General features: G+C 46.3%; 17 protein-coding genes and 1 pseudogene. 12 read left to right on the top strand and 6 right to left on the bottom strand.

Annotated elements, in window-relative coordinates:
• Nucleotides 1-28 precede the first annotated feature (28 nt).
• On the top strand, nucleotides 29-1,555 hold the full coding sequence (locus tag ACLGGO_RS27215) for an ATP-binding protein (RefSeq protein WP_446421629.1): 1,527 nt from the start codon (nucleotides 29-31) through the stop codon (nucleotides 1,553-1,555).
• A 48-nt stretch (nucleotides 1,556-1,603) separates the two neighbouring features.
• Here ACLGGO_RS27215 and ACLGGO_RS27210 read toward each other — a convergent pair whose 3' ends face one another.
• Nucleotides 1,604-2,542, bottom strand: coding sequence for a hypothetical protein (locus tag ACLGGO_RS27210; protein WP_446335339.1), 939 nt, complete (start codon nucleotides 2,540-2,542; stop codon nucleotides 1,604-1,606).
• Nucleotides 2,543-2,891: 349 nt separating this feature from the next.
• Here ACLGGO_RS27210 and ACLGGO_RS27205 point away from each other — a divergent pair, with 349 nt between their 5' ends.
• The 8 genes and pseudogenes from ACLGGO_RS27205 (at nucleotide 2,892) to ACLGGO_RS27170 (ending at nucleotide 10,066) form a co-directional block, all read left to right on the top strand.
• Complete coding sequence (locus ACLGGO_RS27205; RefSeq protein ID WP_446421635.1) at nucleotides 2,892-3,587, top strand: aldehyde oxygenase (deformylating); 696 nt, start codon at nucleotides 2,892-2,894, stop codon at nucleotides 3,585-3,587.
• A gap of 205 nt (nucleotides 3,588-3,792) precedes the next feature.
• Nucleotides 3,793-4,815, top strand: coding sequence for a long-chain acyl-[acyl-carrier-protein] reductase (locus tag ACLGGO_RS27200; RefSeq protein ID WP_446421628.1), 1,023 nt, complete (start codon nucleotides 3,793-3,795; stop codon nucleotides 4,813-4,815).
• 25 nt (nucleotides 4,816-4,840) lie between these two features.
• Complete coding sequence (accA, locus tag ACLGGO_RS27195) at nucleotides 4,841-5,818, top strand: acetyl-CoA carboxylase carboxyl transferase subunit alpha (protein WP_446421627.1); 978 nt, start codon at nucleotides 4,841-4,843, stop codon at nucleotides 5,816-5,818.
• A 568-nt stretch (nucleotides 5,819-6,386) separates the two neighbouring features.
• The gene (locus ACLGGO_RS27190) at nucleotides 6,387-7,112 is read left to right on the top strand and encodes an SDR family oxidoreductase (protein WP_446335343.1); all 726 of its coding nucleotides are present in this window, start codon (nucleotides 6,387-6,389) and stop codon (nucleotides 7,110-7,112) included.
• A gap of 58 nt (nucleotides 7,113-7,170) precedes the next feature.
• Nucleotides 7,171-7,887, top strand: a complete 717-nt coding sequence (gene folE / locus ACLGGO_RS27185) for a GTP cyclohydrolase I FolE (protein WP_446335344.1) — start codon at nucleotides 7,171-7,173, stop codon at nucleotides 7,885-7,887.
• Between the two features lie 144 nt (nucleotides 7,888-8,031).
• Nucleotides 8,032-8,865, top strand: a pseudogene (locus ACLGGO_RS27180) (pyridoxal phosphate-dependent aminotransferase); the annotation flags it as partial.
• 355 nt (nucleotides 8,866-9,220) lie between these two features.
• Nucleotides 9,221-9,559, top strand: a complete 339-nt coding sequence (locus tag ACLGGO_RS27175; protein ID WP_446421626.1) for an aminotransferase class I/II-fold pyridoxal phosphate-dependent enzyme — start codon at nucleotides 9,221-9,223, stop codon at nucleotides 9,557-9,559.
• Between the two features lie 192 nt (nucleotides 9,560-9,751).
• A complete protein-coding gene (locus ACLGGO_RS27170; RefSeq protein WP_446338627.1) occupies nucleotides 9,752-10,066 on the top strand; it encodes a slr1957 family protein in 315 nt (104 codons plus the stop codon).
• A 42-nt stretch (nucleotides 10,067-10,108) separates the two neighbouring features.
• On the opposite strand, the gene ACLGGO_RS27165 is transcribed toward ACLGGO_RS27170, so the two are convergent.
• From ACLGGO_RS27165 to ACLGGO_RS27150, 4 genes are all read right to left on the bottom strand, one after another.
• Nucleotides 10,109-10,609 (bottom strand): orange carotenoid protein N-terminal domain-containing protein, encoded by a 501-nt coding sequence (locus tag ACLGGO_RS27165; RefSeq protein WP_446421625.1) that lies wholly within the window; start codon nucleotides 10,607-10,609, stop codon nucleotides 10,109-10,111.
• Nucleotides 10,610-10,893: 284 nt separating this feature from the next.
• Entirely contained in the window at nucleotides 10,894-11,946 is a 1,053-nt protein-coding gene (locus ACLGGO_RS27160) for a DMT family transporter (RefSeq protein WP_446421624.1), read from the bottom strand.
• 192 nt (nucleotides 11,947-12,138) lie between these two features.
• Nucleotides 12,139-12,522, bottom strand: a complete 384-nt coding sequence (locus ACLGGO_RS27155) for a hypothetical protein (protein ID WP_446421623.1) — start codon at nucleotides 12,520-12,522, stop codon at nucleotides 12,139-12,141.
• Between the two features lie 78 nt (nucleotides 12,523-12,600).
• Nucleotides 12,601-12,879: a DUF1830 domain-containing protein gene (locus tag ACLGGO_RS27150; RefSeq protein WP_446338623.1), complete on the bottom strand. Its 279-nt coding sequence runs from the start codon at nucleotides 12,877-12,879 to the stop codon at nucleotides 12,601-12,603.
• A 310-nt stretch (nucleotides 12,880-13,189) separates the two neighbouring features.
• Between ACLGGO_RS27150 and ACLGGO_RS27145 the strand changes: the two genes are divergently transcribed.
• The 3 genes from ACLGGO_RS27145 to ACLGGO_RS27135 are packed head-to-tail and all read left to right on the top strand — an operon-like array spanning nucleotide 13,190 to nucleotide 16,046.
• Nucleotides 13,190-14,398: a PAS domain-containing protein gene (locus ACLGGO_RS27145; protein WP_446421622.1), complete on the top strand. Its 1,209-nt coding sequence runs from the start codon at nucleotides 13,190-13,192 to the stop codon at nucleotides 14,396-14,398.
• Nucleotides 14,399-14,441: 43 nt separating this feature from the next.
• Nucleotides 14,442-14,573 carry a hypothetical protein gene (locus tag ACLGGO_RS27140; RefSeq protein ID WP_446421621.1) on the top strand — a complete coding sequence of 44 codons (132 nt, stop codon included), beginning with the start codon at nucleotides 14,442-14,444 and terminating at the stop codon, nucleotides 14,571-14,573.
• Nucleotides 14,574-14,579: 6 nt separating this feature from the next.
• Complete coding sequence (locus ACLGGO_RS27135) at nucleotides 14,580-16,046, top strand: sensor histidine kinase (RefSeq protein WP_446338621.1); 1,467 nt, start codon at nucleotides 14,580-14,582, stop codon at nucleotides 16,044-16,046.
• Nucleotides 16,047-16,207: 161 nt separating this feature from the next.
• Here the strand turns inward: ACLGGO_RS27135 and ACLGGO_RS27130 are convergent, their stop codons facing one another.
• Entirely contained in the window at nucleotides 16,208-17,992 is a 1,785-nt protein-coding gene (locus ACLGGO_RS27130; RefSeq protein WP_446421620.1) for an iron uptake porin, read from the bottom strand.
• Between the last annotated feature and the right edge of the window lie 280 nt (nucleotides 17,993-18,272).

Genomic DNA, 18,272 nt, shown 5'->3' with positions numbered 1-18,272 from the left:
CTGTTCTATGTTCCCTGACGAATGACAAATGAGAAATGACAATCCAGTAAGAATTCTGTTAATTGACGACAACCCCGACGATCGCATGCTAGCGCTACGCAAGCTAGAGCAGGAGTTTGACCAATTACAGCCTAAAGAGATTACCGATATCAGCGAAGTAGAACAGGCATTAGCCGAGGGACAATTTGATCTCGTCGTCACTGATTATAGCTTGCGTTGGAGCAATGGTTTAAACGTACTGCACAAAGTCAAGCAACGGTATCCAGATTGTCCTGTGGTGATGTTTACCGGCACAGGAAACGAAGAAGTTGCTGTCGAGGCGATGAAATCAGGACTTGACGATTATATTATTAAATCGCCTCAGCATTATACTCGTCTCGCCGCCGCCGTAAGAGCAGCATTGGAGCGAGCAAAGCAACGTCAAGCCTTCAAAGAGGTGCAACAGCGATATCAACAACTCTTTGAAAGCGTACCCATCGGACTTTACCGGATGACACCAACAGGAGAAATTATTGAAGCCAACCCAGCCCTGTTGCAACTGTTGGGATATCCCAGTCTAAAAGCCTTGCTTAACGCAAATATATCCAAGCACCTAGTTAATCCTCAAGTTAACTACTTATGGCAAAATCAGATAGACTCTGAAGGAGTGGTGCGAAACTTGGAAATGCCGATGTTTCGGTGTGATAATACCATGATTTGGGTACGCTACAATGCTCGTGCTATCCGCAATGATCAGGGTGAAATTATGTACTATGAGGGTGCGATTGAAGATGTCACCCAGCGCAAACAAGCAGAAGAAGAACGGACTGTATTGCTCAAGAGTGAACAAGCCGCCCGCGCTGAAGCTGAAACCGCGAATCGCCTGAAAGATGAATTTTTAGCCACCCTATCCCATGAACTGAGAACACCCCTGAACGCGATGCTAGGGTGGGCGGGACTTTTGCGGAGAAGACAACTGAGTCCCGACAAAGTAGAGCGTGCGTTAGAAGTGATTGAACGCAATGCTAAGTCTCAAGCCCAGCTTATTGATGACTTGCTGGATGTGTCGCGGATTATTCGGGGTAAGTTGCGCTTAAATATAATCCCCGTTGATTTACACCAAGTTATCAACGCAGCAATTGATACCTTACAACCCGCAGCCGACGCTAAAAGTATTCGGATTGATTCATTTTTAGCACCGAGTCGGAGGGCGATCAAGGGGGATAGCGATCGCTTACAGCAAATTGTATGGAATCTTTTGTCTAATGCGATTAAATTTACCCCAACTCACGGACAAGTCAAGATTTATTTGGAATGGTTGGAAAATGCGGTACGCATTCGGATACAAGACACGGGTCAGGGGGTATCCGTTGACATTGCGCCTTACATTTTTGACCGCTTTCGCCAAGCTGAAGGCTCAACAACTCGTTCCCATGGCGGACTAGGATTAGGACTCGCTATTGTACGTCACCTCGTTGAACTCCATGGGGGAACCGTGTGGTGCGAAAGTGCTGGAGAGGGAAAGGGAGCCACTTTTACCGTGGAGCTACCCCTCAAACCTCAAGCAGGCGCTTAGGGTGCACTTGACATCCTCACCTTCCTATAAGAAATTCGTAACAATTCCTTAATTCGTTTTTGATTGATAGATTTGGCTATACTTCTCAACAACTGAAGCAATGGCTTTGACTCGTCGCATTTGGTCTTTGTAAACACATTCCCATTCCGTGATGGGCAGGTTTTCTCTAGCACAGATACCTAAGAGTCCTGTGGCTTTATTGGAACCCGTTTCTAAATCTAACTCGTTATTGACATTAAGATAAAACGATGCTGTTCTTGCCCAAGCTAGAGCATCACTTCCCCTTAACCCACCCTTTTTGGCGATGGCGAGGGCGTGGGGAAAGTGACGAGAATGGATGGGCATCGCTTGATTGTATAAATCAGCTACATTGAGTAAAGCCTCTAAATCCCGTTCGGGGTCGATACCAGCCGCATTCAAATCGACTAGATGAGTGGGTAGTCGCGATCGCGATCGCTCTAAACACAGTTGTTCGGCTAAGGCAATATTGCCCTTACTGCGTCCTTGATCACTACACGGTCCATAGTTGGTGACTACATCTCCCCAGGATAAGTTACCCGGATCAGTATGTCCAAAGTAGAAAGAAGTTTGCTGGACGTAGAGATTGCCCTTTTCAGTAAACAGGCGATAATTCCCCTCAGCTACCCCAATAGCCACCATACCTAGAGAGGTTGGTGTGGAAAACAGAGGCTGATAGGTGCTGAGGCTTTGCTTGAGATCAAACGGGCGCGAGAGAACCGCAACAGACTTCTGGGATACCTCAGAGGCGGAAGTAGAATTGGGTAAGGTTAGCAACGGTAACGGTTGCGGGGGTAAAGTTACAGCTTGAGTCTTAAGAGGCGCGATCGCAGCTATTGAGTTGGGGTGACGATTGTTTGGCTGCGAGAGGAAAGTTCGCCCTAATATACCAAAGAATAAAGTAGATCCGGCAGCGGTTCCTACTAATCCTAGCCCTGCGACGCGAGATAACCAGACCCAATCAAACATGAATGAGGGATGAATAACTGTTCGACTCCACATTCTAGCGTTTCCGCATTCCCGGATGGGGAAGATGGGGCAGAGGGGCGGAGGACGTAGCTTACTTCTTTTCGGGAGCGAGTAGGATAAAATCTGTAGCTATTTAGACATTTATCTTTGTTTAATCCTATGCTTTTAATAAGTGAATACCGATGATGGAGGGAAGAATTGTCTGTCTAAGGCACTATTCCTCAATACCTCTCACCATATATCATTGATGGGTTAAGTTTTATATAGCGGCTTTGAGCCAATTGCCTAGAATTGGGTTCAAAGCGTTTTTGAAACACCTCTACTCATGCAAACAGGAGAAAATCTACTGATGCAGCAGCTTACAGTCACTCAAGAGCTAGATTTCAATAGTGAAACATACAAGGACGCCTATAGCCGCATCAACGCGATCGTGATCGAAGGGGAACAAGAAGCTCAAGAGAATTACATCCAACTGGCTGAACTGCTACCCGACCAAAAGGATGAGCTAACCAGTCTAGCTAAGATGGAAAACCGCCATAAGAAGGGGTTTCAAGCCTGTGGTCGCAACTTGAGTGTCACACCGGACATGGAATTTGCCAAGGAGTATTTCAGCCAATTACACCAAAACTTCCAAACCGCCGCCGCCTCAGGTAATATCGTCACCTGCTTGCTGATTCAATCGCTGATTATTGAATGCTTCGCGATCGCCGCCTATAACATTTACATTCCCGTCGCTGATCCCTTTGCCCGAAAAATCACCGAAGGTGTGGTGAAAGACGAGTACACCCACCTCAATTTTGGCGAAGAGTGGCTCAAAAAGAACTTTGAAGCCTCAAAAACCGAACTCGAACAAGCCAATAAGCAAAACCTGCCCCTGGTTTGGCGTATGCTTAACCAAGTTGAGAACGATGCTCATATCCTGGGAATGGAAAAAGATGCTCTGGTCGAAGACTTCATGATCGCCTACGGTGAAGCCCTAAGCAATATCGGCTTTACCACCCGTGACATCATGCGGATGTCTGCCTACGGATTGACAGCCGTCTAGCTCAACCTAGATGTATGTAATAGTAGAGGCGTAGCCTGCTACGTCTCTACACTCATGCGCCATGCCCTCGAAGGTCGTGAAGCAAAACTAAAACCCCCATCTCCCCTATCTTCCTGATAATATTTTTAAATATCCTTAACAATTTCTTACCCTTACTCCAATTTTCCATTTCCCCCTAATTAACAGCCTTACCAGCGAGCAGTAAATGTTTGGTCTTATCGGTCACCTCACCAGTTTGCAACACGCCCAAGCCGTCGCCAGAGATCTAGGCTACCCAGAATATGCTGACCAAGGGTTAGATTTTTGGTGCAGCGCCCCTCCCCAAATCGTTGACACCATCAAGGTGACTAGCCTGACAGGGGAGACGATAGAAGGACGCTATGTGGAATCGTGTTTTCTGCCAGAGATGCTAGCCACGCGCCGGATCAAAGCCGCCATCCGTAAAGTTCTCAACGCCATGGCTCATGCCCAAAAAAATGGCATAGACATTACAGCATTAGGTGGCTTTTCGTCAATTATTTTTGAAGAATTCCACTTGTACGAGAAAAGCCAGGTTCGCAATGTCAAGCTAGAATTTGAGCGCTTTACCACGGGCAACACCCACACGGCTTACATCCTTTGCGCCCAAGTCGAACAAGGGGCGAAAAAGCTGGGCATTGACCTGTCAAAAGCCACCGTGGCGGTTTGTGGGGCAACGGGCGATATTGGCAGTGCCGTTTGTCGTTGGCTCAATAGCCGCACCGATGTTGCCGAGATTCTCTTAAGCGCCCGTAACCAGGAACGATTGCAAGCCTTACAAGACCAATTAGGGCGCGGCAAAATTATGGGATTAGAGGAGGCGCTACCCCAAGCGGATATTATTGTCTGGGTGGCAAGCATGTCCAAGGGCATTGAAATTGATGCCTCAGTCTTAAAGAAGCCCTGTCTGCTGATTGATGGGGGTTACCCCAAGAATTTAGCCACCAAGCTGCAATATCCCGGCATTTACGTTCTCAATGGGGGTATTGTTGAGCATTCGTTGGATATCGACTGGAAAATTATGCAAATCGTCGAAATGAAAGATCCAGGACGCCAGCTATTTGCCTGCTTTGCCGAGTCAATGCTGTTAGAGTTTGAAAAGTGGTATACCAACTTTTCCTGGGGACGGAATCAGATTACGGTAGAAAAGATGGAAAAAATTGGACAGGTGTCAATTAAACATGGATTTAGACCCCTGCTGAGCTTTTAAGGGATAAGGATACAACGACTGACCCATGGCAACTGAAAACCGGATTTTTCTGCTGGACTTTGAAAAGCCCCTCTATGAATTAGAGACCCGAATTAACCAAATTCGTGAACTCGCACAAGAAAACAATGTCGATGTCTCTGACCAAATTCGTCAGTTAGAAGCACGGGCGGCACAACTGCGTCAAGAAATTTTTAGTAGTTTATCTCCAGCCCAACGGCTTCAGTTAGCCCGTCACCCCCGGCGTCCGAGTACTCTGGATTATATTCAGGCGATTAGTGATGAATGGATGGAATTACATGGCGATCGCGGCGGCTATGATGATCCAGCCCTAGTCGGTGGGATTGGGCGTTTAGGGGGACGTCCAGTGGTAATGTTAGGGCATCAAAAGGGGCGGGATACCAAAGACAATGTGGTGCGGAACTTTGGCATGGCGTCGCCCGGTGGATACCGTAAGGCGATGCGGCTGATGGAACATGCCAATCGCTTTGGTATGCCGATTTTAACGTTTATTGATACGCCAGGGGCTTGGGCAGGTATTGATGCGGAAAAATTAGGTCAGGGGGAAGCGATCGCGTATAATCTTCGGGAAATGTTCCGTCTGGATGTGCCGATTGTCTGTACGGTGATTGGCGAAGGCGGATCGGGTGGTGCTTTGGGTATTGGGGTGGGCGATCGTATCTTAATGCTCGAACAAGCCGTTTATACCGTTGCGACTCCAGAAGCCTGTGCCGCCATTCTCTGGAAAGATGCGGCAAAAGCTCCCCAAGCCGCTGCAGCGCTGCGGATAACGGCTTGGGATCTCAAGGATTTAGGTATCTTAGATCAATTAGTTCCTGAACCCCTAGGCGGCGCTCATTGTGACCCCTTAACAGCCGCAGCAACGCTCAAAGCCGCCCTATTACAGAACTTGGAAGACTTATCTCGGCTTAGCCCTAAGGAACGTCAGGAGTTACGCTATCAGAAGTTTCGGCATATTGGTGTTTTTACCGAGCTACATGCCTGAAAACGGTTTGAGCGTTAAAATAATTAAGGGAAATTTGGCATCCAACTTAAGGAATAAGGACTGGATTGCCTTCCTTATTTCTACCCTTTTGTCAATCAAACCCAGATAGTCGTATAATCAAATAGTCAGCTCTGTAACAATTATTCACAACTTAACGTCAGGACGTTAATCCATCGGCAAATCAACCCTAGCTTGATCTAAGTTTCACATTAGCCATTCGGGATTAACTGTCCTCCGTCGTCTCCTTGTCCCAATGGGGGATAAATGAATGTAGATCAAAAAGAGGAAAACTGGTGTATCCAGGGCTTTTTAGTGAGAATGTAGCCGCAAGAAGTCAGGAACCCCATAGAAGACAGCTAGGGGAAGGAAGTCCTGTCAGACTGCTGTTTATGTAAGGGGGCGAATTCCTCCCCATACATAAATGACAGGGGTTTCCATTCGCCCCCTTACCAACCCCATTGTCAATGATTCGCTGTTGCTTAATTTGAATGTTGGCGGACTCTTTCCTCCCCTTATACCCTTATGAGTTAACCAGGGAACCTTTACCGCATCTGAGTTGGAAAATTTTATGACTTCTTCCGTTAAAAAACTTGCCTTGATTACAGGGGCGAGTAGTGGTATTGGCAAAGCTACAGCTTTAGCCTTTGCCCAAGCTGGAATTGATCTGGCATTAGTCAGTCGTTCCCAAGACAAATTAGAGGCAGTAGCAACGGCTGTCCGAGAAGCTGGGGTCAAGGCTCAACCCTATCTCCTTGATCTAAATCAACTTGATCAGGTCAAGACCAAGATCGAAGCGATCGCGGCGGAATTTGCCTCCCTGGATATTTTGGTCAACAATGCGGGTATGGGCTATACCGGTACGCTGATGGAAACCCCCTTAGCGGACTGGCAGCACGTACTGGATCTCAATCTTACCAGCGTATGGCAATGCATTCTTGGTGTTTTACCCACCATGCGCCAGCAGCAACACGGCACAATTATTAACGTGGCATCCATTGCGGGTCTGCAGCCATTTCCGGGTTGGGGAGCCTACAACGTCAGTAAAGCCGGGTTGATTGCCCTAGGAAAAACCCTAGCGGCTGAAGAACGTGCCCATGGTATCCGGGTTGTGACCTTATCTCTAGGGGCAGTGAATACGCCAATCTGGGATACAGACACCGTAAAAGCCGACTTGAATCGGTCAGCCATGTTGACCCCCGAAATCGTTGCCCAATCTATTTTACACGCCGCCTTAATGCCCCAAACGGCTGTTATCGATTCGATGACCCTGATGCCCAGTGCCGGAACTCTCTAGAACGACACGATCTGACCCTCCCATCCATCCTTGTCAAAATTATCAATACTACCCAATTATGACTATTGCTTCATCCAATGGTGTGAATCGCTCTGAGTCTATGACACCCGTGACTCTTAACACGTCCATCCCTCAAGTTGAACCCCGACCCGATCGCAATACCCATAACGGTCAGCAACCTAAGCTGGGGCTTTCTGGGGAAACCTCAACCGAAGACATGATGGACGCAGTGCGGACGTTACTTTTAGGCGTTGGCGAAGATCCTGAACGCGAGGGGTTACTCAAAACGCCAAAACGAGTCGCGGAAGCACTACAGTTTTTGACCGGTGGCTACAATCAGTCCCTCGAACAATTAGTGAATGGGGCGATTTTTGATGAAGGTCACAATGAAATGGTGTTAGTGCGGGATATTAACTTCTTTAGCCTGTGTGAACACCACATGCTGCCATTTATGGGACGGGCACACGTTGCTTATATTCCCAACCAGAAAGTCGTGGGACTCAGTAAATTGGCGCGTGTCGTGGAAATGTATGCGCGGCGGCTACAAGTTCAGGAACGCCTAACCCGCCAGATCGCCGAAGCTATTCAAACCATTTTAGAACCCCAGGGAGTGGCTATAGTCATGGAAGCGACTCACATGTGTATGGTTATGCGGGGGGTACAGAAACCCGGTTCCTGGACAGTAACTAGCGCTATGGTGGGTGTGTTCCAAGATGACCATAAAACTCGTGAAGAGTTTCTCAATTTGATTCGCCATCAACCGAATTTTATGTAGTTAAGGGTGAATGGTTTAAAGTCCCCCTTTTTAAGGGGGATGCGAGGGGGATCTAAACGTTGAACCCTAGTCAGGTGAAGTTTTGAGATTAAGCACTAATAACCAACGACGTGCGCCCTTAATTGATCTGATTATCAGTCGCCGATGTCCACCTTAACCTCTCGCATGGAAGCGGTACAGTCACCCGTGATTCCCATCGTTGGGGAACTGATTCGCCGTCATCCCGGTACAATTTCCTTGGGACAGGGTGTCGTGTATTACCCTCCCCCACCAGAGGCGATCGCACGTTTGCCGGAATTTCTGGCTGATCCAGATAACCACAAGTACAAAGCGGTTCAGGGAATTGCACCATTGCTGTCTGTGATTGCAGCCAAACTGCACACTGATAACGGGATTACCCTCAACGAACACAACTGTATCGTTGTCACCGCCGGCTCAAACATGGCGTTTATGAATGCCATTCTCGCAATTACCACTCCGGGCGACGAAATTATTATTCAGACGCCTTACTATTTCAACCACGAAATGGCAATTACCATGGCGAGTTGTCATCCGGTACTTGTGGCAACTGACGAAAATTATCAACTGCGTCCCCACGCGATCGCGCAAGCCATAACCGGGAAAACCAAAGCCGTGGTTACGATTTCGCCGAACAATCCCACTGGGGCTGTTTACTCAAAAGAAGCGTTAGAGGCGGTAAATAAACTCTGTCAGGAACGGGGAATTTATCACATTAGCGATGAAGCCTACGAGTATTTTACCTATAACGGCGTAAAGCACGTTTCCCCGGCGGCTTTTCCCCAAAGTGACTCCCATACGATTTCCCTGTACTCCCTGTCTAAAACCTATGGGTTTGCAAGTTGGCGCATTGGCTATATGGTGATTCCCCAGCATCTGCTGGCGGCGGTGAAGAAAATTCAGGATACGATTCTCATCTGTCCACCCGTTGTCTCCCAGTATGTCGCCTTAGCCGCCTTACCGAAAAATTGGGTCTAAAGCCTCGTCCTTAAAGGACGACTTTGTGTTAAAATTCACTTGGAGGAAAGGGTATTAAACCTCTATAAAAACCCAGAGCCGAGAGGCATCGCACCTTGAAAACTAGGCTTAGAGGGTTTTGTACAGAAAGGCTTGTACAGGTAAAAAGTCTAAGCAACAAGCACGCCCAAAACACATTCTTTCTTGTTTTCAATAGTACGATAGGGCATATCGAAACTAGCTTCTGTAATGGAGCAAAACGCTTCTTCCAGAGATGCTCCTCTGGTATGAAATAGGCGACTATTTCATAGTAAGAGTGCTCGATGAAAGAAGAATCCTCACGCCTTTAGGCTGAGGAGTGTCAAAGATTGGAGTCAATTATACTCAACCCCACATTCACGCGATCGCAACAGTGCGACAGTTGGTATTAGAGGCGTTGCAGCGATTAGATGGATTATGTGCGATCGCCCCAGCTAATGGCGCGTTTTATTTTTGGCTTCAGGTTAACACCAATAGAAATGCCATCGAGTTAGTCGAACGCTTGATTCGCGATCATCGCGTCGCCGTCTTACCCGGTACAACCTTTGGTATGGAAGATGGTTGCTATCTACGAATTGCTTATGGAGCTCTACGAAAAGAAACAGTTACCGAGGGTATTGAACGCTTTGTTCAGGGTTTACAAACCATTTTGTCTTAGAGTTTTATGCCAAATCCGCTTTTGTAGTCCCCTTTTTACCTGGGGTAATTTTTCGCCTATTCCCTATTCCCTATTCCCTATTTCCTAAACCAATAGAAATAGGTATTTATTCCTCTTTTAGTCTCGAAAAAGATTTGTTATTGTTATTGAGGTTGTAAGACATGTTAATTTAACATATTTTAACAAAATCCGATGAAACATTACTCTGAATCTTGGCTAAACGAATGGTGCTACGAGAATGGCTGGACTGACTTATATATTGAACGCGATAACTATTGGGCATTCCCTCCGGGCGCTGTGATTCCAGAACCGCTTCCAACTGACGCATTGAAATGGATTAAAGCGGAAAAAGGCTGGAGTGGCGAAGAGAAACTATGGTCAATTGGGGCAATTCTGGTGACCCTCGTTGCCGCTGTTTTGACCGTTTATTTCCAGTCGCCTATGCCTCTGGGTGTAGCCTTTGCCTTTGCCGCTATCACGGTTGGGCTTTTAGAAGTTGAAGTTTAACAAAATCAAAATAAATCGACCTTGTACCTAAGTGCCAAATTCCTAAGCGGCTAAAGGTGCAACACCCATCTGGTCAACAATCCAGTGGAATAGGGAAATTTGTTCATTCAGTTCCAATGATGCCATCGCTCTCAATAGGAGTGTTGCTGAGGATGAAAGCGGATAAGTGATTGCCACCGGACTCACCTCACCTGTGGACATCCAATCAAATAGCTGAGTCCAAAACGCCAGTTTGGTTTTAAGGGTGAACAGTCCGTACTGGCGACTGATGGGGGTATCTGTCTCCCTTAATAAGCCGTGCATCATCGCTAGCTGCTGATTAGAAGGCATTTGCTTGATCTGATGCAGCAACCCTTGGGTCAAAAATAACCGTGCTGCACCTGCAGGTGTTGGCGCCAGAGAACAGCCGAGGTTTTGATACATTCCCCATAGCAGCCCCAACTGATCATCAACAGACAGGCGCTGGAAGTCTTTAACAGCCTGGTTTACGGCTGGCGTGATTTCAAGGGTTGACGTTGAAGGTCGGTTTGTAATGAACATCATGGGCTAAGTAGGGAAGCAATGAGCGAACAATTGCTTGAAGTAATCATTCTAATTGTAATAAAACTTAAACGTCAAATCTACGTCAATCGGGATTTAGTCTAGGTATTACGACTTGACAAATTTTTATAGATAGCATTCCCAGCTCTGTAATACCGGCAGAGACTGCTGCAGAGAGCATTTCCCAGGGAAGTATTTAAATTTCTAATTATTCCTATAGTTTAAGTTAACAGGACTATCAAAGAGCATAAGGAAAGTAAATCACAACTATTTAGGCGGACATGATATCACACCCCTTTAAAGCCCACCTCCATATCCGCTTCCTTATCTGAATTCCCAGGCGGCGGAGTAACTGTTTCAGCCATTTTGCGAAACATGCCAATCTGATTAAGAACAATACCACCAATAATCACCGCCCCACCGATATATTGCGCCATGGTTGGTGCTTCCCCCAGAATAAAATAAGCCGCTAAAATTCCGGCAATGGGGCTAAAGGAACTGGCTAAGGAAACATCCCCTGCACCCGTTGTCTTTAACCCCATAAACCAACACAGTTGACCTCCAACGACAATCACCATGCCGTAAATCAACATCCACCGCCACAGAAAGGGCGAAAACACATCGATGAAATGATTGGGTTCAAACAGCATCAAGACAACGACAAAGAACACTAAAGTTGCTATTGCCATGCGATAGATGCTGAAAATAGCCAAAGGAATCTGGCGTAGCTTCACCTTACTAATTATCGTGGACAAGGCTAACGCCACGGCACCGCCTGCGGCAAATAATTCTCCTTTGCCAATCTGGAATCCCCCCATATTCGCCATCTCAGTAGCGGGAGTCTGAAGTAATACAGTCAGAGAAACGCCAATGAACGAAACCACCGCACCCGCTACCACCCACTTATTTACCCGTTCTCCCAGCAATAGTATAGATAACGCCAGAATCAGGGGCGGTTCAATTCGCCCAATTAGTACCACATTATTGACCATTGTCAAATCCAGCGCCATAAAAATTAATGCTGGGGCTAATGCTCCAGACAATATTGCCACCCCTGTCAATCCCAGCCAATCTGTCCACGAGAGACGTTTTAGCGACTCAACATTCCACTGTTTGCCGTAGATTAAGATTAGGGCGATTAAAGCACAAAGATTTCCCGCAAACAGAACATTACAAAAAGAGATGGGATTTCTCCCATCAATTAAATTTTGACCTCCCAAATTTGTTAACATCCGGATTACCGCATTGGCTGACGCGAAAATCACAATCGCAATCAACAGATAAGCGCGTCCGGGAATTCGATTGAATAGATTAGCCGGGTTTGCAGCTTGTCTTGACATCAGGTGAAGGGGGACTCCTGGATTGACTCAGCCAAAACCGACATGACTTGGCGTTGGTGACTATTGTATCATCTGAAGTCTCATATCATATCCGCCTAGATCGTTTGTCTGTCATACCCATAGTTATTGGGACAAAACCTTACCCTTTTACCCGGATCGTGCTAATTAATGTTTTGTCCCTATCTCAAAACCCTAATAGCCGAACCAACGATAGAGTTTTTTGTTGGCATTCATCGGTGTAGTAGCAGAACAGCTATCATCTTGTTGAGGCAAGGAATGTAACATTTCATTCTGTTCTTGAAGTAGAGCAATAATACTCTGATGAATGAGTTTTTCGACCATCATTCGATCTTCTATGCAGGAGTAAAAACGTCGAGGGTTTTTGGGGAGTTGTTCGGATTCATTCAGGATAGTATAAGATTGTTCCGGAATTTGACTTAATACTTGGTTAATGAGCTGGTTACGTAAGGATGGCTGTTCAAAAGCAGCTTGATGAGTCGCTGGATAATTTGTCAAGATATCTTTAGCTTCTTCAATGATAAGCAGACAGGTTAAATTAATAATTTTCTCCGACATGGTGGTGAGCCCCTTTTTTAGAGATAGTGTTGACTGCGCCAATCAAACAGCAACATTGGCATCGAAATAATCAGTTTATTAGGCTGACAATTTTACTAGTAATTTTTGACAATTAACCAAAGAAGAAACTCCTTCACTTACCAAAATCTCTAAGTTAGATTCGGAGTCAGTTTCAAACAGGAAACGCTCACCCGGAAAAACAACCCGCTGCCAATTAGTATGGGATTTACTCACGAGTCGGATAACTTGAATATGGCTGGTGGTATTAGTATAACAGCATAAACTTTGGCGATCGGATGTACTTTGGCTAGGTTTAGCGGCGGAAGCGGTTTGATGGGAAGTGGTTTGTGAATTCATGTCTATATACAAAATACAAATGAAGTCTGAGTGACAATGAGCGAGTAGGGAAGTTGCCAGTCCTAGCCAGAGAGGGATTGATCTGGGATAAGCGTAGAATTCTATCCTTATGTCTTGTCTGTTGGGAGGGCGCTGAAACCCTTAGCTTTACTGACATCTAGCAGCATATCAATGTTCCGCCCTACTCCACGTCTGTCTAAAGAAGGGGACTTATATTAAGTTGCTTTGTTACTCTGAATACAAACGCATTTGGAGAGCCAAATCAATTAATCCTTACCAAACACTAAATAAAATACCTAAAAATCTATCTATGGGGGATTGTTTACAGAGAAAAAGGGGTGTTGGGACGTTGGACATTGACTTGAAGCGGTTTGTTCAGCAGCTAGAGGCATTACAAGGGCGCTTAGATCGGCTTTACCAGCATATAGATACTTCAAACGGCAAATCTAGTCTGCTACCATCAGCCTTTAAAGAACTCGGCATAGCTTCAGAAGAACTGCAAGTGGCGATGGAGGAACTTCTAGTACAGGCGGAGGAATCGGCTGCGATGCAAATAAAATTAGCAGCCGAACGCCAGCGTTACCAAGATCTAGTCGAGTTTTTGCCTAGTGCTTGCCTAGAAACGGATACGAATGGAAAAATTACACAAGCCAATCGAGCTGCTGCCAAGATGCTGAATATATCACAGCGGTTTTTAGTCGGCAAACCTCTAGACATCTTCTTGATTAAATCCGATCGCCGCAAGTTTCCGGCTAAACTCATCGAGATTCAGCAGCGTAACGTCAAACAAGAATGGATTGCTCAGATTCAGCCACGTCAAGGTGAGCCCTTGGAGGCGGCTTTGACTGTAACCCCCGACTGCAACTTAGAGAATCAGCCAATCCGTTTGCACTGGATAGTACAGGATATCAGCGATCGCCAGCAGGCGCTGAGGGAGTTAAATCGCAATCATATCAACCTCTACCAGGATCGCCCCCGGCATGTTTATCATAAAGGCGAGACAGTTTCTCTTCAACCCCAGATCATTTGGCTAGTTTGCCAGGGGGTTCTGAAACTGAGTACTTTTAGCGAAAGTGGTGATGAAATAATATTGGGGTTGGCAGGAAAATCCATCTGCTTCGGTTCTAGGATGACGTCTCTACCGATTTGCCAAGCCACTGTTCTCTCGGAAACAGCAGAATTAGTTGGTATTTCCCTCACGGAAATCTCCGCCTCTTCTGAGCTATCCAATAGTCTTTTACCTCATATTAATCAGCGCCTGCAACAGACGGAATTTCTATTGGCAATTGCTGGTAAGCGACAAATAACAGACCGTTTGCACTGTTTCCTATTGTGGTTAAAAGAGGAATTTGGTCAACCAACAAAAGAGGGGACTCGTTTAACTATTCGCCTGACGCATCAGGATTTTGCTAACGCCTGTTGCACGACTCGAGTCACGATTACTCGCCTCTTCAGTCAGTTGCAGCAGCAAGGAAAGATTTCTTTTGACGCGCAGCGACATTTGGTATTAAGAGAATAAATGTAGGACTTACCGTTAAACCACCATCTGTAGGGAACATGTCGTGTCCCTACCATCAGCACGAGTCGCCGTAGGGGCTTGGTTACCAAGCCCCTACTTGGTTACCAAGAACTATGGTAGAGACTCCTCCGCCGGAACGCCTAATCTACTTGATGTGTCCTACTGCCTTGAATAAAATAAAATGTTTCAAGCCACTCGCCGCCGTCTGGCACTTTGGTATACAACGGTTACTGCCGTCTTACTATTACTATTTGCGACAGGAGTTTACTTGTACGTCCGCAGCACTTTAATTGAACGAGTTGACGATACCTTAAAGCATGTGGTGGAAGTTGTCGATCGCTCCCTGGTAATTGAGCCAATCGCGGGAACGGTTACTCCTTATCAGATTAACGTAGAAGCCAGTTTTCGCGACAATACCCAAGCGGTGGAAGATGACCACATTGACTTAGAATTGTTTAGTCCCACGGGTCAGTTGCTGTGGTCAACCCTATCAGAACCCCTAGATGTTCCCCTGCATCCCCGACAAACAGCGGAAACTGTCCATCTATCCCCGGATCACCTGCTGCGTCAGTTTACCAAGCGAGTCGAACTTGGACGGTATGTTTTAGGGTATTTACGGGTGAGTCATCCCTGGTTTGAAGTAACCAAACCGATTCGCCAGTTAATTGTTGATTTAACGGTGGGAACAAGCCTAATGATTCTTTCCACCGCCGCGATTGGTTGGTTACTCTCAGAACTCGCCATGAAACCCGTGCGCGAATCCTACCAACGGTTAAAACAGTTTACCGCTGATGCCTCCCACGAGTTAAGAAATCCCATCGCCACGATTCAAGCCAATGTGCAAGTGGCGCTAGCTGATCCAGATATGGAACCGCAATGGCAACGTCACCAACTCAAGGTGGTGGAACGATTAACTCAGCGCTTGGGAAGGTTAGTGAATGATTTGCTATTTTTGGCACGGGTTGATAGTGGTATGGTACAACCTGAATGGCAACCTGTCCCCTTGGATGCGTTGCTGATGGAAGTGATTGAAGAACAACAGTTAATTGCCGATCAAAAAGGTATTTTTCTCTCGCTTCATTTGCCCGAAACCCCTGATTTTGATTTAAACTACGATGATGTGAATGCTGAATCATTTGTTGATTCCACCTCTGACTCAGAGGCACGCGATCGCATCACTACTCTGCAACCGCTACAATCGCCTGATGACGAGGCATTTACCATTTTGGGCGACTGGAATCAGTTAGCGCGTTTATTTACCAATCTCGTCAGTAATGCGGTGCAATATACTCCAGCCAAAACGGACAAAGACGAGGAAGGATGGGTGCAGGTGAAACTAGAATTAGTCAATCGTCCCCACAAAGGTGGACGACAAATTTCCTCCTGGATTCAAGTCCAAGTTCGCGACAATGGTATGGGAATTCCCGAAACCGCCTTACCCCTTATTTTTGATCGCTTCTACCGCATCGATCCCGCCAGAACCCATGATACGGCGGGTTCCGGATTAGGGTTAGCGATCGCTAAAGCCATTGTAGACAATCACCACGGTCAGATTCAGATAGACAGCATACTTAATCAAGGCACTACGGTGACTGTAATTTTAAATAATCAGCTTACTTCACACAAACGTCTTTATGTCAATACTTAAGTTGATTATTGATTGGATTAGCATTTCCTTCGCCAATGCAACTTTATGCTGAAGTTCCCCTTTGACAAATCGCTACACTGTATGCATATCAAGGCACTGTAGGTGGGCAATGCCCACCCTACATTTAGCTCCTGTCTTCTTTAAGAAGTCGGCACTCTTTTTTAAAACGTGAATGTGGTTCTTACCGTGCCAATAACAGCATCGCTGTTATCTGAATTTTGGTTGGGAGCGGTTAACCAGATGATACTCGGTGTAATTGAGATATTATCGCTCACTTGATATTTGTAGAAGCCTTCGATGTGATACGCAAAATCTCGATTAAAGTCCTTGGTTCCACCGGGAACATCTAATCCTCTCAGTGTCGGTTCTGCACCCGCAACAATAGCGCCTAAGTTTCCTTCTTTTCCTAAGTCAGGAAACACTAAACCTAAGGCAAAATTCCAAATATCTGCATCACCTAATCCAATTAAACGGGCGTCGGTTTTACCAACCCAACCATTCACCAAAAATTTAGGACTAAATCTGAGCGAGGCTTCTAGTCCATAGGAGTTGCTGACAACGGGAGTGCTGAGAGTATCGGCTGACAAATTGGTTACATTTGCCAATTGTCCCGGATTGAGATTAGCAAAGGCTGTACCTGTTCCACCTAATAGAAAGCGTCTAGCGTCATCTCCACCATCATCATAAGCGTGGACGTAGGTTAATCCAATTTTAAACCGACTGCCATAAACAATTTGGGCAATTCCGGAATAATTCCCGTTGAACAACCCATTATCCTCTCCAGGATTACTGGCGGTATTGGAAATGTAGCCCAAATCTACTCTGAGATTATCACTCGGTTTTAGCGCGATCGCAGCCCCTGCACCAAACGGACCAATCCGATAAATGGGGTTCCGTTCAGCGAAGCGGGAAATGGCATTAGACCCCCCAGCAAATCCTTCTAAGTAGGGATTCACAGTATCTGAGTAATAGTGGTGTAAGCCATTATTTGCCACGATTTGTACGGTGGCTTTGTCTCCTAGGGGAAAACGGTAGCGCAGGATGTCGATCACGACATCATTGCCAGCCGAACCATCGTAGGTAAAGCGTCCTTCTTGACTACCACCTGATCCATCATCATAAGTTACACCGCCTCTTGCCAGTAATGGGGTTGAATTACCCGCTTGCAGACGAGTTTGCAGCATATCCTTCCCGGTGAAGCTAGTTAGGAAATTGAGGCGCACGCGATCGTGGAAAACGGTATTTACATCGTCACCAACCTCATCTCCAAACGCATCCGCCAAACCCAAGATAACTTCCCCCGACAGTTTTGTGGTTGTGGAAAATTGATGGTCTTCTAAAAATGCCACTCGACCTTCTAAATTATCAACCCGCGCTCCTAAGGTGGCAAGTTCTGCTTCAAATTCTTCAATTAAACGCCGTAGCGTGGGCAAATCATCCCCATTATCGGGAACGTTGCCAATTAAACGTTCAATTTGCTGTAAACAAGCATTTAATCCAGCCGCAAATTCATAGCGTGTCATCGCCCGATTACCGCGAAACGTGCCATCTGGATATCCGGCAATACAGCCATACCGTTCAACTAGCGATCGCAACGCTTCATACGCCCAGTCTCCGGGAGAGACATCTCGCAGTTGGGATACGTTGGTTAATTGTCCCATCCCCTGATTTTCCATAGCGTCCAATCCTAGAGAAGGTATAGGGGTGTCCGGTATTGCGGATGGGTTTAATGTCTCCTCTGTCTCCAGCGCCGCATCGGGAACCGAAATCTCCAGATTCAGGAGCGTTTGGGCAATTGGACTCGGCTGTTGGGTATTCTGATCCGTGATACTTTGGACTGATTTTGTCGGTTCACCTGCGATCGCGGCGGTAGATAGCCCAATTGTTATCCCTAAAATTGTCGGCACATTAAGTAAGGCAATCCTAGCAACTTTAGCTTGATTCACGTTCGTCTCTCACACCAGATAGAGTTTTTGGTGAGATTAGTCAACAGGACAACTGTCCCTGGAATTGTTTCTTCCAGAGGTTTTATCCTTTCTTGGTTAATCTCAGGTTAACCTTATCGGCGCTATCAGCTTTTTTTGTATTAATTAATGCAAAGTATCTTTTTTGATGCTGAAAATGAATCTAATCCATCCGGTTATTGCAATTGACACTCCCCCGGTTAAAACGCGGGGGATTCTTCCGTCACAGGGAGGCAGAGTTTAACGTCTTCGGTGGACGGAA

The sequence above is a fragment of the Coleofasciculus sp. genome (genome assembly GCF_046565525.1).
In the GTDB taxonomy this organism is placed as follows: Bacteria; Cyanobacteriota; Cyanobacteriia; order Cyanobacteriales; family Coleofasciculaceae; genus Coleofasciculus.
Note: the sequence above shows the minus strand (reverse complement) of the source record. Positions and strands in the feature narration are given on the sequence as shown.